This window comes from Kushneria halocnemicola (assembly GCF_965650455.1).
GTDB lineage: Bacteria > Pseudomonadota > Gammaproteobacteria > Pseudomonadales > Halomonadaceae > Kushneria.
Genome location: NZ_OZ287968.1, coordinates 2,521,124 through 2,536,265 on the forward strand (window position 1 = coordinate 2,521,124; position 15,142 = coordinate 2,536,265).

General features: G+C 64.1%; 13 protein-coding genes. 6 read left to right on the top strand and 7 right to left on the bottom strand.

The window, feature by feature from the left end:
- Positions 1-49: 49 nt before the first annotated feature.
- The 4 genes from ACS92L_RS11485 to ACS92L_RS11500 form a co-directional block, all read right to left on the bottom strand.
- Positions 50-1,234 carry an amidase gene (locus ACS92L_RS11485; protein WP_438765019.1) on the bottom strand — a complete coding sequence of 395 codons (1,185 nt, stop codon included), beginning with the start codon at positions 1,232-1,234 and terminating at the stop codon, positions 50-52.
- 239 nt (positions 1,235-1,473) lie between these two features.
- Positions 1,474-2,313 (bottom strand): MurR/RpiR family transcriptional regulator, encoded by an 840-nt coding sequence (locus ACS92L_RS11490; protein WP_438765020.1) that lies wholly within the window; start codon positions 2,311-2,313, stop codon positions 1,474-1,476.
- 59 nt (positions 2,314-2,372) lie between these two features.
- Positions 2,373-3,602, bottom strand: a complete 1,230-nt coding sequence (locus ACS92L_RS11495; protein ID WP_438765021.1) for an allantoate amidohydrolase — start codon at positions 3,600-3,602, stop codon at positions 2,373-2,375.
- Positions 3,595-4,860 (bottom strand): pyridoxal-phosphate-dependent aminotransferase family protein, encoded by a 1,266-nt coding sequence (locus ACS92L_RS11500; RefSeq protein ID WP_438765023.1) that lies wholly within the window; start codon positions 4,858-4,860, stop codon positions 3,595-3,597. Before ACS92L_RS11500 ends, ACS92L_RS11495 begins: the two co-directional genes overlap by 8 nt.
- 252 nt (positions 4,861-5,112) lie before the next feature.
- Here ACS92L_RS11500 and ACS92L_RS11505 point away from each other — a divergent pair, with 252 nt between their 5' ends.
- From ACS92L_RS11505 to fnr, 5 genes are all read left to right on the top strand, one after another.
- On the top strand, positions 5,113-6,099 hold the full coding sequence (locus tag ACS92L_RS11505) for a TAXI family TRAP transporter solute-binding subunit (protein ID WP_438765025.1): 987 nt from the start codon (positions 5,113-5,115) through the stop codon (positions 6,097-6,099).
- A gap of 136 nt (positions 6,100-6,235) precedes the next feature.
- Entirely contained in the window at positions 6,236-8,842 is a 2,607-nt protein-coding gene (locus ACS92L_RS11510; RefSeq protein WP_438765027.1) for a TRAP transporter permease, read from the top strand.
- Positions 8,843-9,013: 171 nt separating this feature from the next.
- The gene (locus ACS92L_RS11515; RefSeq protein WP_438765028.1) at positions 9,014-9,442 is read left to right on the top strand and encodes a carboxymuconolactone decarboxylase family protein; all 429 of its coding nucleotides are present in this window, start codon (positions 9,014-9,016) and stop codon (positions 9,440-9,442) included.
- A gap of 107 nt (positions 9,443-9,549) precedes the next feature.
- Positions 9,550-10,962: an oxygen-independent coproporphyrinogen III oxidase gene (hemN, locus tag ACS92L_RS11520; protein ID WP_438765029.1), complete on the top strand. Its 1,413-nt coding sequence runs from the start codon at positions 9,550-9,552 to the stop codon at positions 10,960-10,962.
- A 112-nt stretch (positions 10,963-11,074) separates the two neighbouring features.
- Positions 11,075-11,821, top strand: a complete 747-nt coding sequence (gene fnr, locus ACS92L_RS11525) for a fumarate/nitrate reduction transcriptional regulator Fnr (RefSeq protein WP_438765030.1) — start codon at positions 11,075-11,077, stop codon at positions 11,819-11,821.
- A gap of 82 nt (positions 11,822-11,903) precedes the next feature.
- On the opposite strand, the gene ACS92L_RS11530 is transcribed toward fnr, so the two are convergent.
- Together ACS92L_RS11530 and ACS92L_RS11535 are read right to left on the bottom strand one after the other, a co-directional pair.
- Positions 11,904-12,305 carry a DUF488 domain-containing protein gene (locus ACS92L_RS11530; protein WP_438765032.1) on the bottom strand — a complete coding sequence of 134 codons (402 nt, stop codon included), beginning with the start codon at positions 12,303-12,305 and terminating at the stop codon, positions 11,904-11,906.
- Between the two features lie 187 nt (positions 12,306-12,492).
- Entirely contained in the window at positions 12,493-13,386 is an 894-nt protein-coding gene (locus ACS92L_RS11535) for an alpha/beta fold hydrolase (RefSeq protein WP_438765033.1), read from the bottom strand.
- A gap of 193 nt (positions 13,387-13,579) precedes the next feature.
- Here ACS92L_RS11535 and ACS92L_RS11540 point away from each other — a divergent pair, with 193 nt between their 5' ends.
- Positions 13,580-14,314 (top strand): ParA family protein, encoded by a 735-nt coding sequence (locus ACS92L_RS11540; RefSeq protein WP_438765035.1) that lies wholly within the window; start codon positions 13,580-13,582, stop codon positions 14,312-14,314.
- Between the two features lie 76 nt (positions 14,315-14,390).
- Here ACS92L_RS11540 and ACS92L_RS11545 read toward each other — a convergent pair whose 3' ends face one another.
- Positions 14,391-15,056 (bottom strand): DUF2780 domain-containing protein, encoded by a 666-nt coding sequence (locus ACS92L_RS11545; RefSeq protein WP_438765037.1) that lies wholly within the window; start codon positions 15,054-15,056, stop codon positions 14,391-14,393.
- Positions 15,057-15,142: the final 86 nt, after the last annotated feature.

Consider the following 15,142-nt stretch of genomic DNA (forward strand, 5'->3'; position numbering starts at 1 on the left):
TCGATGCGCCCGGGCAGAAGCGCATCATAACGGCCGGGTCGTTTTATGCCTATGCGCGATAGGCCCGGGCCCGCGCCACCAGGCGTCGATCCTGGCCCGGGGCGCCCAGAAGCGATACCCCCCAGGGCGCGTGGCCACCGCCTTGCCGGTTGTCCGTCAAAAGCGGCATGGAAAGCTGCGGCGCCCCCCACAGCCCGGCCAGCGCCGTCATGCCCATTAAATGCTCACGATAGGCTTCAAGAGGCTGGCCGGTCAGACTCAGAAGCGGCGAGGCGCCCGGCGCGGTGGGCAGGGCCAGCAGCTGGGCGCCGTCATCACTGAAGGTACGCAGCGCGTTGATGATCTCCGCGCGCGCCTTGAGCGCGACCTGCTCGTCCGAATCGGTCAGGGTGGCGCACCACTGGAAACGCGCCTCGATATCCGGCGCCAGCCGCGGCTGTTCGCGGGTCATCCACGCACCGTGCGCCCGCCAGATATCACGCCCCTGCAGCACGCGAAAGGTGCGCCCCAGATGGGCCAGCCACTGGTTGGAAAGCGACTGGACCAGCAGGTCCTGCCGGGCACCAAGCGTCTGGTGAAAGCGTGACGCCTCCCCGGCCAGTGCCTCGGGCACCAGCAGCGTCATGACGCTATCAAACGCCTCATGATGGGGGCGCGGCAACAGCGCGTCGGCCACGCCGGCCAGGGTGTCGTGATCCCGACACAGCCAGCCCACCGTATCAAAGCAGGGCGCCAGCGGGACGAGCCCGTCACAGCCGATCGCACCGTGCGTGGGACGAAGCCCCCACAACCCGTTGTAGCTGGCCGGGATGCGAATCGAGCCGCCGGTGTCGGTGCCCAGGCCGATATCGGCCTCGCCGCGTGCCACGGCAATCGCCGAACCGGAGCTGGAGCCGCCCGGCAGACGCTCGGGCGCCTTCGGATTGACCGGTGTCCCGTAGTGCATGTTGGCGCCGTTGAGGCTGTAGGCGAACTCGTCGGTCTGGGTCTTGCCGGCAAGGTCCGCGCCGGCGTCCAGCAGTGCCTGCACGGCAGGCGCCGTACGCTGTGCCGGGCGCTGGGCGGCGGCCCAGTCGGGATTGCCGGCGCCGGTGATCTCGCCTTCGATATCAAAAAGATCCTTCACCGCCAGCCGTCGCCCGGCCAGCGGGCCGCGCCCCATGACCGCCGCGCGGCGCTCGGGCGCCCCCTTGACCCAGACGCTGCGGTCCACACGCTCGATGACGTCACTCATGTGCACTCCCTGGCCTGACAGGCGCTGTTTGAGGTATGACACAGGAGCATTGCAACCTTCGTGCCAGTCTGGTGCAGCGCCCTTTCGCAGCGCACACCAGGCTGTCTCGTGACTGATCCTTCAGGCTCTTTCGGCCGGCAAACTGCACAGCCGCGGTGCAGGAAATGCACGTTCTGCCCGCCAATGGACACAAAAAAGGCGGCCCGCAGGCCGCCTCTGATCAAAAGCCGGGCGTCAACTCAGGAGAGTTCTTCCAGACCTGAGTAAGCCTCACTAATGGCATCGATACGTGCACGCCCCTCGCCGAGGCGCTTGTGCAGCAGCGCATTGGCCAGCAGATTGATCAGGCTCATCACCGAGGTATAGCTGTCAAAGGCAGAGACGCTGTCCAGCGGGCACTCCAGCTGCCAGGTGGGAGATGCGCCGGTAGCGGCCAGGGTGGGGTCACCGATCAAAAGCGTGTCCACACCGCCGCCCTTGAGCTGCTCGAGCAGACTCGAGAACCCGTGCGCCCGGCGTCGAAAGCCCATGACGATGGCCAGCGTGCCCTTTGGCATGCCGACCAGCTCCTCGCCCAGCGACTGACCCGGCAGCGGCGCCAGTCGGACGTTGGGTCGAATCTGCATCAACTGCTGGCGCAGGTGCAGAGCCGGCGGATAGCCGTTGCGATAGCCGATCACCAGCACCTCGGGGGCCCGGTCGAGCGCCTCGATCAGGGCATCGAAGGTGACAGCGTCGATGGCCGCCAGCATCTGGTGCAGGTTGTCGCGCTCGCGCTCGAAGTGGCGCTGAAAGCGCTCCAGCCCGCTGCCCAGCGCGCTCGAGTCGGTGACCAGCGGCACGCCGTGATAGCGCAGCTCACGGGCGTGCTGGCGCACCTCGCTGAAGCTTGCAAACCCCAGACGGCGAAAGAGCCGGCTGACCGTGGCCTTGGAGACCCCGGTCAGCCGGGCCAGATCCGCGGCGCTGTAGACGGCGACATCGTCGAAGTGATCGAGGATGAACCCGGCGACCTTCTGCTCGTTGGGCGTGAGCTGATCAAACTGCTGGCGCAGTCGCTGGCCCAGATGCTGTTCCATGGTGATCTCGCCTCAAAAGCCGGACAGCGCACTGCCCGGCGTATGCCTGGCAGGCAGTATCAGCGGACCAGCGCGGTGACGGCGCCGCTCATGGCGTTGAGGGCGTCATCCACATCGCGGGCCTGTACCGACTCGTCCGGATGATGACTGATGCCGCGGTCGCAGCGCACAAACAGCATGCCGATATCACAGATGCCGGCCATCGCCATGCCGTCGTGCCCGGCACCGCTGGCCAGGCGCAGGACCGGGCCCGTGTCGGTGCCGATCACGGTACCAATCGCGCCGGACAGGGCCTCGACCAGCCGCGGGGAGCAGGCCACCGCCGGTGCCGAGTGGGTCTCGTGCCAGTGCCAGGCCAGCCCGCGGGTCTCGCCGATGCGATCACAGGTTTCACGAATGGCCGCCAGCGTCCGGTCGCGGTCCTCGTCGCGCTCGGCACGAATGTCGAGCGTCATGCGCACCTCGCCGGGGATGACGTTGACCGCACCGGGAAAGGTTTCCAGCGAGCCGACCGTGGCGACGATGCCGGCGGCGCGCGCCAGCGTTTCGATGGCAACGATCGCCTCGGCCGCCCCGGACAGCGCGTCACGACGCAGCGCCAGCGGCGTGGTGCCGGCGTGACCCGCCTCACCGCCGATGGTGATACTGAACCGGCGCGCGCCGGCAATGGCCGTGACCACGCCCAGCGAGCGGCGCTCGGCTTCCAGTACCGGGCCCTGCTCGATGTGCGCTTCCAGATAGCCGGCCACGGACTCGGAGGTGCGGGCGGCCTCACCCACGCGCTCGGGGTCGAGGCCGAAATCAACAAACGCCTGGCGCAGCGTCACGCCGTCACGACCGGTGATCTCCCACCAGGCCGGGTCCCAGCTGCCGGCCACGGCGCGGCTGCCCAGCAGCGCCGTACCAAAGCGGGTGCCCTCTTCATCGGCAAAGGCGACCACCTCCACCGAGCGGGTCGGACGCTGTCCGGCGGCGTTTAAACGCGCCACCACGCCGATGGCCAGCAGCACGCCCAGCGGGCCGTCATAGCGCCCGGCGTTGATCACGCTGTCCGAGTGCGAGCCCAGTAGCAGCGCCGGCAGCGACGGGTCATTGCCTTTCAGACGCCCCCACTGATTGCCGGCGGCGTCCTGCCAGGTCTGCATGCCGGCATCCTGCATCCACTGCGCCAGCTGCGCGTTGGCGCGGGCATGCTCCGGCGTCAGGTAGCAGCGCGTGAGCTGACCGGCATCGGCCGAGATGGCGGCGAGCTGATCACAGGCCGCAACGATGGATTCCCCGTTATGCATGAGCGCTCCCCGGGGTCTGTTGTGAGCTCTGCTGCGGGTTTTGTTGATAGTAATCACGGGCCGCGCCGGCGCCGCTGCCGGCGGTGATGCTCACCCCGGCCTGACGCAGCACTTCCTCGAGCGCGGCCAGGGTGGTCATGACGGTGTCGCGACGGGCGTTGTAGCCCATGGTGCCGATGCGCCAGATACGCCCGTGCAGCGGGCCGAACGAGGTGCCGATCTCGATGGCGTAATCTTCCAGCAGGGTGCGGCGCAGCACCTCGCCTTCCACGCCGTCGGGAATGTAGATGCCGACCACGTTGTTCATGCGATGGCCCTGATCGCCAAAGAGCTTGAGCCCCATCGCCGACAGTCCGTTGGTGAGTGCGCCGCCGTGCAGGGCGTGACGGGCCACGGCCTGATCCATGCCTTCGTTGACCAGCAGCCTTGCGCATTCGCGCGCGCCATACAGCATGCTGGTGGCTTCGGTGTGGTGATTGAGCCGCGCCTCGCCCCAGTAGTCGAGAATCATCGACAGATCGAAATAGTTCGAGCGGATACGCACGCCGCGTCCGGCATCATGGCCGTCGCCGACCAGCCCGGCTTCGACATGCGAGCGCGCGCGGATGCATTCGACGGCGCGCGGCGACAGCGTGGTCGGCGCGCTGCCGGAGGGCCCGGCCAGGCACTTCTGCAGTCCGGCCGTGACGGCGTCGAGCTGCCAGGCGTCGGTGTCCAGCACGTTGCCGGCCAGCGAGGCGGTGGCGTCGGTGTAAAACAGCACGTCATGCGCTCGGCAGATCTGTCCGATCGCTTCAAGCGGCTGGCACATGGTGGTGGAGGTGTCGCCCTGCACCATGGCGAGTACCTTCGGGCGCACGTCACGAATGGCGGTCTCAACCTGCTCGGGCGTGAAGACCTCGCCCCATTCGACCTCGATGATGTGTACCTCGGCGCCGGCGCGCTCGGCGATCTCGCGCAGCAGATGGCCGAAGCGGCCGAAGACCGGGACCAGTACCCGATCGCCCGGCTCGATCAGCGAGACCAGCACCGCCTCGATGCCGGCGCGCGAGGTGCCGTCGATCAACAGCGTGGCATCGTTTTTCGTGCGAAAGACGTCGCGATACAGCGCCTGGGTCTCGTTCATGCAGGCGGTCATGGCGGGGTCGTACTGGCCGATCAGCGGGGCGGACATGGCACGCAGCACGCGCGGGTCGGCATTGATCGGTCCCGGGCCCATCAGAAGGCGCGTCGGGGGATTGAAGGACTCAAAGGACATGGCAGGCAACCTCGTTACGATCGTTTCATCGTGATGCTATAGGAAACCATGGTTGCAGCGCGACCCTTCGATGATTGATTTTTATCATCACATCGGCCGAAAAAGCCCGGCCACCCCACCCCGAAACCTTTAATGAAACTTAAGCTAGTAAGATGGTCGTTTTGCAGTCCTGTCATTGCGGCAGTAACGTAGCGTCACCTGACAGGCCCGGCCTGTCACAAGGGATAACAAGCCATAAAAAGGAACCTTCTCATGATCAAACGCCAGACTCTTGCCTCGATGCTGTCGGCGACCGTCATGACGCTGGGGGCGCTTGCGCTCTCCACAACCAGCGCTCAGGCCGGTCAGCAGCAGTTCATGACCATCGGCACCGGCGGTCAGACCGGTGTCTATTACGTGGTCGGTCAGTCGATCTGCCGCTTCGTCAACCAGGGTGACAGCGGCTATCGCTGTAACGCGCCGTCAACCGGTGCGTCGGTCGCCAACGTCAACGGCATCGAAAACGGCGATCTGGACATGGGCGTGGCCCAGTCCGACGTGCAGTACAACGCCTACAACGGTGAAGGCCAGTTCGAAGGCAGCGCGCACGAGGATTTGCGCAGCGTCTTTGCCATGCACGGTGAGCCGCTCACCCTGGTGGCGCGCGCCGATTCCGGCATCGAAACGCTGGACGATCTCAAGGGCAAGCGCGTCAATATCGGCAACCCGGGCTCGGGCAACCGCGCCACCATGGAAGTCGTAATGGCTGCCAAGGGCTGGACCACCAGCGACTTCGCCCTGACCTCGGAGCTTGACAGCGCCGAACAGGCCTCCGCCCTTGCCGACAACAACATCGACGCCATGGTCTTTGTCGCCGGTCACCCCAACGGTTCGATTCAGGAAGCCACCACCACGGTCGATGCCCGCATCATTCCGCTCGACGGTGACGTGATCCAGAAGCTGGTGGAAGAGCACCCCTACTACAGCTTCTATGACATTCCCGGCGGCATGTACAAGGGCAACCCGGATGACGTGAAGACCTTTGGTGTCGGGGCCACGCTGGTCAGCGCCGAGAAGGTCGACGACGACCTGGTCTACGCCGCGGTCAAGTCCGTGTTCGACAACTTCGAGCGTTTCAAGAAGCTCCACCCCGCCTTTGCCACGCTTGAACCGGAAACCATGGTCAATCAGGGCCTGTCGGCGCCGCTGCACGAAGGGGCGAAGCGCTACTATCAGGAAAAGGGCTGGCTCAGCGAGTAAGCCGGTCTGACCCGGGCCGTGGTCACCACGGCCCGTTGATCATTGTTGACGGTGCAACGCTCCCACTCGGGGGCGTTGTGTCATTTCCGATCCGGGCCGCTATTCCGGAAAGGTCCTGCCGCCAGAGGATGCGGACATGAACACGACTCCCTCTTCAACCGAGCACCAGAGCGTGGATGCCAAAGAGCTGGCGGCCGCTGCCGATACCGGCGGACGCCAGCTACAGGGCCTCACAGGGCGCCTGTTGCTGGCCGTGGCCGTTGCCTGGTCCCTGTTTCAGCTCTGGATTACCTCGCCGCTGCCCTATCTCATGGGCTTTGGCGTGTTCAGTGCCACCGAGGCGCGCTCGATTCACCTGGGCTTTGCGCTTTTTCTGGCCTTTCTCTCCTGGCCGGCGCTCAAGCGCTCGCCAAAGGATCGCATTCCGATCACGGACTGGGTGCTGGCGGTGGTGGCCGCCTTCTGCGCGCTGTATATCTATCTATTCTACGCCCAGCTCTCCGGTCGTCCCGGCAACCCGATCCTGCAGGATGTCATCGTGGGCGTGACCGGGCTGGTACTGCTGCTGGAAGGCGCCCGCCGGGCGCTCGGGCCGCCGCTGATGATCGTGGCGCTGGTCTTTCTGGGCTATTCGCTGGCCGGCCCATACATGCCGGGCATGCTGGCCCATCGCGGTGTGAGCTTTGATGCCCTGATCAACCATCAGTGGCTGACCACCCAGGGGGTGTTCGGCATCGCGCTGGGGGTGTCCACCAGCTTTGTCTTTTTGTTCGTGCTTTTTGGCGCCCTGCTCGACAAGGCCGGCGCCGGCAATTATTTCATCAAGGTGGCCTTTTCGATGCTGGGCCACTACCGGGGCGGGCCGGCCAAGGCGGCCGTGGTGGCCTCGGGGCTGACCGGTCTGATCTCGGGCTCCTCGATTGCCAATACGGTCACCACCGGCACGTTCACCATCCCGATGATGAAGCGCGTCGGGTTCTCTCCGACCAAGGCCGGCGCCGTCGAAGTCGCCTCCTCGGTCAACGGCCAGATCATGCCGCCGGTCATGGGCGCGGCCGCCTTTTTGATGGTCGAATACGTCGGCATTCCCTATGTCGAGGTGATCAAGCACGCCTTTTTGCCGGCGATGATCTCCTATATCGCGCTGTTTTATATCGTGCATCTCGAGGCCATGAAGGCCGGCATGCAGGGGCTTACGAGCGCCAATCCGCAAAAGCCCTGGCTTTTCAAGCTTTTGGGCTTTGCCACCGGACTGGTGGGCCTGATGGCGCTGAGTGCGGCGGTCTATTACGGGCTGGGCTGGCTCAAGCCGGTACTGGGTGATTCCACTCCCTGGGTGGTGTCGATCGCGCTGATGGTGATTTATATCGGCCTTTTGAAGCTGGGTGCACGCTATCCGGAGCTTGAAACCGACACGCCCGATAGCAGCATCACGACGCTGCCGCAGACCCGACCGACCGTCATGGTCGGGCTGCACTATCTGCTGCCGGTGGTGGTGCTGGTCTGGTGTCTGATGGTCGAGCGGCTCTCGCCGGGGCTGTCGGCTTTCTGGGCGACCGTGCTGATGATGGTCATCATGGTGACGCAGCGTCCACTGAGTGCTTTCTTCCGCGGACGGCTTGCCCTGAGCGAGAACCTGCGCCAGGGCGTGCTGGATCTCTGGAGCGGGCTGGTGGATGGCGCGCGCAACATGGTGGGTATCGGCATTGCCACCGCCACGGCGGGCATCATTGTCGGGGCGGTGTCACAGACCGGCGTGGGGCTGGTGCTGGCGGATCTGGTCGAGCATCTGTCCATGGGCAGTCTCTTTTTGATGCTGCTGCTTACCGCCGTTTTGAGCCTGATTCTGGGCATGGGGCTACCGACCACTGCCAACTACATTGTGGTGTCGGCGCTGCTGGCGCCGGTCATCGTGCAGCTGGGTCAGCAGCAGGGACTGATCGTGCCGCTGATCGCGGTGCATCTGTTCGTGTTCTATTTCGGCATCATGGCCGATGTCACCCCGCCGGTGGGGCTGGCCTCCTTTGCCGCCGCCGCCATTTCGGGCGCCGACCCGATCCGCACCGGCTTTCAGGCCTTCTGGTACAGCCTGCGTACCGCCGCGCTGCCGTTTCTGTTCATCTTCAATACCGATCTTTTGCTGATCAATGTCGATCTTTGGCACGGCATTTTGATCTTCGTGGTGGCGACTCTGGCCATGCTGGTCTTTGCTGCAGCGACACAGGGCTGGTTTATCGTGCGCAACCGCTGGTACGACACCATTTTGCTGCTGCTGGTGGCCTTTACGCTGTTCCGGCCCGGCTTCTGGCAGGACATGATCGTACCGCCCTATGAGCAGATGCCGCCGGCGCAGTTTGCCCAGGCCTACGGCGAGCTGGGCCCGGAGCAGTCGCTGCGGGTCGGCATCGAGGGGCTCAACGATTACGGCGCGCCCATGAGCCTTGTGGTCGAAGTCCCGGCCGTTGAAGGCGAGACCGGTCAGGCGCGACTGGACAACCTGGGGCTCGCGCTTCGTCAGGATGGAGACACCACGCTTGTAGACATGACCACCTGGGACAGTCAGGCCAGCGAGCTGGGCTTTGACATGGATCAGACGATCACCTCGGTGGCCCTGCCGCGCGAGCGATTTGCCAAGGAGTGGCTGTGGATACCGGCCCTTCTGGTACTGGGGCTGATCATCTACTTGCAGCGACGGCGTCGAACGGATCACACTGACGCACGCATGGCGTCAGCGCCCTCCTGACAGACTGCGCCGCCCGGCAGGGGTACGGGCGGCGCAAAAGACCCATGCCACAGCAGGTTGTCGAAACTATAAAAGTTTAAACCGCGCTCAACTTTGTAAAGGCAGGCTGTGGATTAATTTCTGCCAAGGGCGTTAAATAGGACCAGATTCATACCATTTTGAGGTACCGTCATGACCGGTGAACGACCCAAGCGAATCGATGCGACCGATATCTACCACACCACCCGTGCGGTACGACATTGCAGTCTCGACCCTTCCATTCGCTGTCTGGCAGAGCTTCGTACCTCGCAGATCAACGGCGGCTGCGACAACTGCGAGAATCTGCGCGTCAGCGAAGCCGAAGCGCTGGGCATTGATGCCGACAAGCTTCGCGAGCTGGCACGCTGGGCCGATTCCGACCGCTTTACCGCCCGCGAGCGCGCCGCCCTTGCCTGGTGTGAGTCCTTTACCCATTTTCGCCCGGTGGATGCCAGCACCCGCATGATGGCCATCAACACCTTTTCGCCGCGCGAACTGGCTGACCTGACCCTGGCCATCGAGCTGACCAGCACCATGTCGCGCGTGGCGCGTCACATGGACAGCGACGCTCGCGTCGGCTGAAAGACCGGATGACGATGCCTCATCCGGCATGATTTGATCCAGATCAGACGCCGGTCATGACGACGCTCGTAGCATGGCAGTCTCACTGCCTGCCACGAGCGTTGCCCATGTTGTCACCTGCTCCCCGACCCGGCCGTTTTGATGCCCCGTTTTCTCCGGACGCGACACTGCTTGAGCGTTACGACGGCGCCGGGCCACGCTATACGTCCTATCCCCCCGCCACCGCCTTTACCGATCACTTCGGCGCAGACCAGCTGACGCAGGCCCTTGCACGCAGCAACGCCACCGCGCGCGCGCTGTCGCTGTACGTCCACATTCCCTTTTGCCGGCGCATCTGCTTTTACTGTGGCTGCAACCGCATTGCCACCCGTCAGACCGCCATGGCAGAGCCCTATCTGAACCGGCTGAGTCGCGAAATGAGCCTGATGGCCCGTCATCTAGACGAAGGTCGCACGGTGGAGCAGCTTCACTGGGGGGGCGGCACGCCGACCTTTCTCGATCTGGATCAGATGAGCCGGCTGATGGATCAGCTGGGCGAGCATTTCACCCTCTCCGATCATCCCGACCGCGACTTTGCCATCGAGATCGATCCGCGCGAGGCCAACGTTTACACCCTGCGTCATCTGCAGTCGCTGGGGTTTAACCGGTTGAGTCTTGGCGTACAGGATCTGGACGGGCGCGTGCAAAAGGCCATCAACCGGGTGCAGCCGCGCGAGCTGAGTGAAAACCTGATCGACGAGGCGCACCGGCTGGGCTTTCGCTCACTCAATCTTGATCTGATCTACGGCCTGCCGCATCAGAGCGTGGCAAGCTTTGCTGACACCTTGGATCAGGTGATCGACATGGCCCCGGCCCGGCTGTCGGTGTTCAACTACGCCCATCTGCCCGAGCGCTTTCTGCCCCAGCGGCGCATTAACGCCTCGGACCTGCCGGACACGGCCACCCGCCTGGCCATCCAGTGCATGACAGTGGAGAAGCTGACGCAGGCGGGCTATATCCACATCGGCATGGATCACTTCGCAAAACCGGAGGACAGCCTGGCCGTGGCACAGCGTGACGGCGCGCTGCAGCGCAATTTTCAGGGCTATACCACCCATGCTCACTGTGACCTGGTCGGTCTGGGCGTCTCGGCCATCAGCCAGATCGACGATGTCTATGCCCAGAATGCCGCGCAGCTGGAAACCTGGCAGGACGCCATCGATCACGGCCAACCGGCCACCGCTCGCGGGGTACGCCTGAGCGCCGATGATCGGCTGCGCCGTCACGTGATTCATCGGTTGATGTGTGACATGCACCTCGATTTTGATGCCCTCGAAGCCGCCTTCGGCATCAATGCGTCATACTATTTTGCCGACGTGTTTGAAAGGCTTGCCACCTTTCGACGAGACGGCCTCATCGAATATGATAAGCACTCGCTGATGGTCACGCCCATGGGACGACTGTTGATACGCCAGCTGGCCATGACCTTTGACACCCGTCTGCCGGCCGAGCGTCGCCGACAGTTTTCCCGGCTGCTCTAGGGCGCGGGTATCCAGTGGCAGGGCTGACGCCCGGCGCCAGCATGAGGATGGAGTCCGCTCATCCTGAACACGCCCGGCGCACCACTCACATGCACAGGAACAGGCCAGGCCCATGAACACCTCACATCTTCACCAGACACGCTGTCAGACCTGCTCGCTGAGCTCTCTGTGTCTGCCGCTGTCCCTGTCTCTTGATGATGTTGAGCAGTTCGACACGATCGTGCGGCGCCGCGCCCCGCTGAGTCGCGGCGAGACGCTCTACATGCAGGGCGAGACGTTTGAAAACGTCTACGCCGTGCGCAGCGGCAGCCTCAAGCAGACCATCATCGAGGCCGACGGCGAAGAGCAGATCACCAGCTTTTATCTGCCCGGCGAGCTGGTGGGGCTGGACAGCATCGACAGCGCCACCCACCCGGGCTTTCTGACCGCGCTTGAGCGCACCACGGTCTGCGAGATCCCCTTCAAGCGGCTGGAGAGCCTGTCGGAGCATCTTCCCGAGCTTCGTCACCAGCTCTATCGCTGCATGAGCCGTGAAATCGTCGATGACCGCCGCCTGATGCGGCTGTTGTCAAGCAAGACGGCCGATGAGCGTCTGGCCAGCTTTTTTCGCAACCTCTCGGTGCGCTTTGACCGCTGCGGCCATAACGCGATGCGCTTTCGCCTACCGATGTCACGCAGCGATATCGGCACCTATCTGGGCCTGGCCATCGAAACCATCAGCCGGGTACTGGGCCGGTTCCAGCAGCAGGGATTGCTCAACATTCAGGGCCGTCACGTCGAGATTCTGGACATGGCGGCACTGGGCGAGCGCGCCGGCATCATCGCGCCCTGCTGTGGCGAGCAGCGCCAGCACGCCTGATCCCCCTGTCATTGGCCGGGCGCCCGGCAAAAAAAACGCCCCGACATGGTCGGGGCGTTTTTGTATTCCTGTGGCGGCGACGTCAGTGCGCCTCGGCCACCGATGCAGACTCACCCACCACACGCTCGCCGCGCAGCGCCTCCAGGATCACCTCACGCAGGATGGGCAGATGGGAACTTTCCAGATCGCGTACGGCACTGACCAGCGTCAGCCGGCGCTGACGCGCCTGAGCCAGCAGCGGCTCGAGATCGCCCGGGTTGAGTTCCAGACGATAGCGACGCTCGAAGGTCATGCGATCGATTCGCCCGCTTTCCCAGGCATGACGCAGACGGCGCGACGGCGCCACGGCGCGATACCACCGCTCGACCGAGAGCTCCTCTTCACGCTTGCCACGCGGCCATACCTGATCCACCAGCCATCGCGCCCCATCGTGATGGGTCGAGTGCTGATAGACGCGCTTGAGGCGGACATCGCCAATAAGCATATTACCCCCTGACATGATGTTCCCAGAGCCAAAGCCCTTCTTTTTTTGAGGTTTCAGCCCGTCAAGAATACACCGGGTGCCAGGTCGTTTCACTCGACAGGGACGGCTCGGCACAGTCAGACCCTGTCATGATTTGCCATTCCTGCCGGCCACGCGGGTGACAGCGCGCGATCAGACGGTACGGGGTTCAGCCATGCCCTTGCGGGGCGTCATGCCACGAAAGGATGGCCCCGGCAACATCATCGGGGTACTCCTCGTGCACCGACAGCCGACCACGGGACAGCAACACCGTCTCGACCCGGGGCAGCGCCCCCATGGCGCGCATCTCGGCACGCGAACGCGGCGGCATGCTTTCGCTCATGATCAAAAGCGTCCGGGCACTGGCACCCTTGAGTGCGGCCACGCATGCCTCCCGGCTGCTGAAGGGATCCACTCCACCGGTCACGAAACGGATCGAGCCGTGGCGGGCGCCGGGCGTGCGCGCCACCCGGCGCTTGGCAGCCAGACGCTCCCCCGACAGCCAGTTCGGGGTCTCATAGACGTGCTCGCCGGCCATGCGGCGCAAAAACCAGTTGCTGACGTTGAGCCGGTAGATGCCCGCGCCGATGACCGGACGATCAAACCAGGCGCGCAGGTGCCCGAACCAGGGTTTGTGCTCGCCGGCCATGGTCGGCAGCGGCCCACGCCAGGTCGGCGCGATCAGCACCAGCCGGTCGGCGGCATCCGGATTCTGTTCCAGATGCCGGATCACCATGCCCGCCCCGTGACCGGCGGCCACGATCATCTCGGGCAGAAAAACGACCTCATCGAGCAGGTAATCGATAAAGGCCGTCAACATGTGCGGCTCGGCCTCCATGAAAGGCCGCGGGCGGTCGCCAAACCCCGGCCAGTCCACCGAGACCGTGGTGAAACGCTCGGCCAGCCGCGTCTGCAGCGCATCCATCTCGTGGCGCGTCGAAATGCTCGACAGCGCCGGCAGCAGCAACACTTCCGGCCCCTGCCCGCGACGGGTCACACCCACCTCAATGGTCATGCCGCCCCAGGACCAGTGAAGCGTCTGCTCTGTCACATCACTATCCATGTCGTTGCCTCTCTTGCCGGAACATCCTGCATATCGATAACCCATCATGACACAGGATCACCGCCACCGATGCCGACACGGCCGCACCGCACCGCACGCGCCGCACGGTGTCATCAAAATGTCATCACACCGACACAAACTAAGGCGCCATGATCCATGACCCAATCCGAGAGCCATCAAAAGGAACGCTGATATGCAGATGCTGGCGCTTTACAGTATCAAGGGCGGCGTGGGCAAGACGGCATCGGCCATCAACCTGGCCGCGCAGGCCGGCCTTGCCGGACAGCGGGTGCTGATCTGGGATCTGGACCCGCAGGCGGCCACCACCTTTTATCTGCGCAACAAGCCAAGGATTCGCGGCGGTGGCGTCGAAAAGCTCGTCAAGGGCAAGGCCACGCTTGAAAAGACCATTCGCGACACCGACATGGCGAATCTGGATTTGCTGCCGGCCAGTCTTGAATCCCGCGAAATGGACATGCTGCTGGAAGGACGCAAGGACAGTCGCCTGCGCAAGGTGCTCAAGCCGGTCAGCGATGACTATGACCTGATCATTCTGGACTGCCCGCCCGGTCTGACCACGCTGTCGAAACAGGTCTTTTCAAGCGTCGACGCCCTGCTGGTGCCGGTGGTTCCCACGACGCTGTCGATGAGAACCCTGACCCAGTTACAGCAGTACCTGGACGGGGAAAACATCACCACGCCGCTGTGGCCCTTTCTGACCCTGGTCGATCGCCGGCGAAAAATGCATCAGGAGAGCGTGTCAGAGTTTCGAACGCAGTGGCCGACGCATCTATCGGCCAATATCCCCTATGCCAGCGCCGTGGAGCAGATGGGCCACCATCAGGCACCGCTGGCGCAGTTTGCGCCGCGCACCGCCGCTGCCGTGGCCTATCGCAACCTGTGGGAAGAGATTTCGGGACGTCTTTAGGCGAGGACATCGACAGGCCGTCGATGCCGGAAAGATCGGGCCGGCGCAAGACGCCGGCCCGTGCAGAAGCAGATCTCTAGCGACCGGCCGCGCCCCAGATGCCGCCCAGCGAGCCCAGCAGGCTGCTGGACACGCCTTCCTGACCGAGATAGTTGAGCATGACCGGCGCGAACTGGCTGACCATGCCGGCATCCATGCCCAGCATGCTGAAGGCACTCGAGGTCAGCGACGGTGTGCCCCCGCTCTGGCCGTTGCCGCCCATGCCGGAGAGTTTCGACAGCATCGACTGGTTGCCGGAAAGCGCCTGAGCGCTGGAGAGCAGGCCATCCACGCCCGGCGCCTGATTGGAGAGCTGGTTGAACTGGTCACTGCCCAGCTGATTTTTCGCCGCCGCCAGAAGCGCCGCCGACCCGCCGATGGCCTGGGTCTGGCTCACCCCCAGCTGATCGGTCAGCTGGCTGATCAGCTGCGATGCCTGCCCCAGATTGTGATCGGTCGTACCCACCACCGCGGCCTGCTGCTGACGCGGCGTGTTTTCCAGATTCAGAAACTGACCCAGCTGCGAGGAAAGCCCCTGCTGCTGTGAATGCTGCTGCGTGGCAGGCTGCGCCTGCTGACTCTGCGTGTTCTGGCTGTTCATCGCCTCCATGGCTCGATTGACGTCCCCCAGATTGAACGCCAGCGCCGACGTCGACATGCCTACCAGACCTGCGCTTGCCAGTACCGCGATTGTCTTTTTCAACGCTGCTCTCCTGCAATGGATGTGCCAGAAACTGACGCACCCGAAAATGATCACTCCGGAGCGGTTGGACAGATACGCGCCGCCGA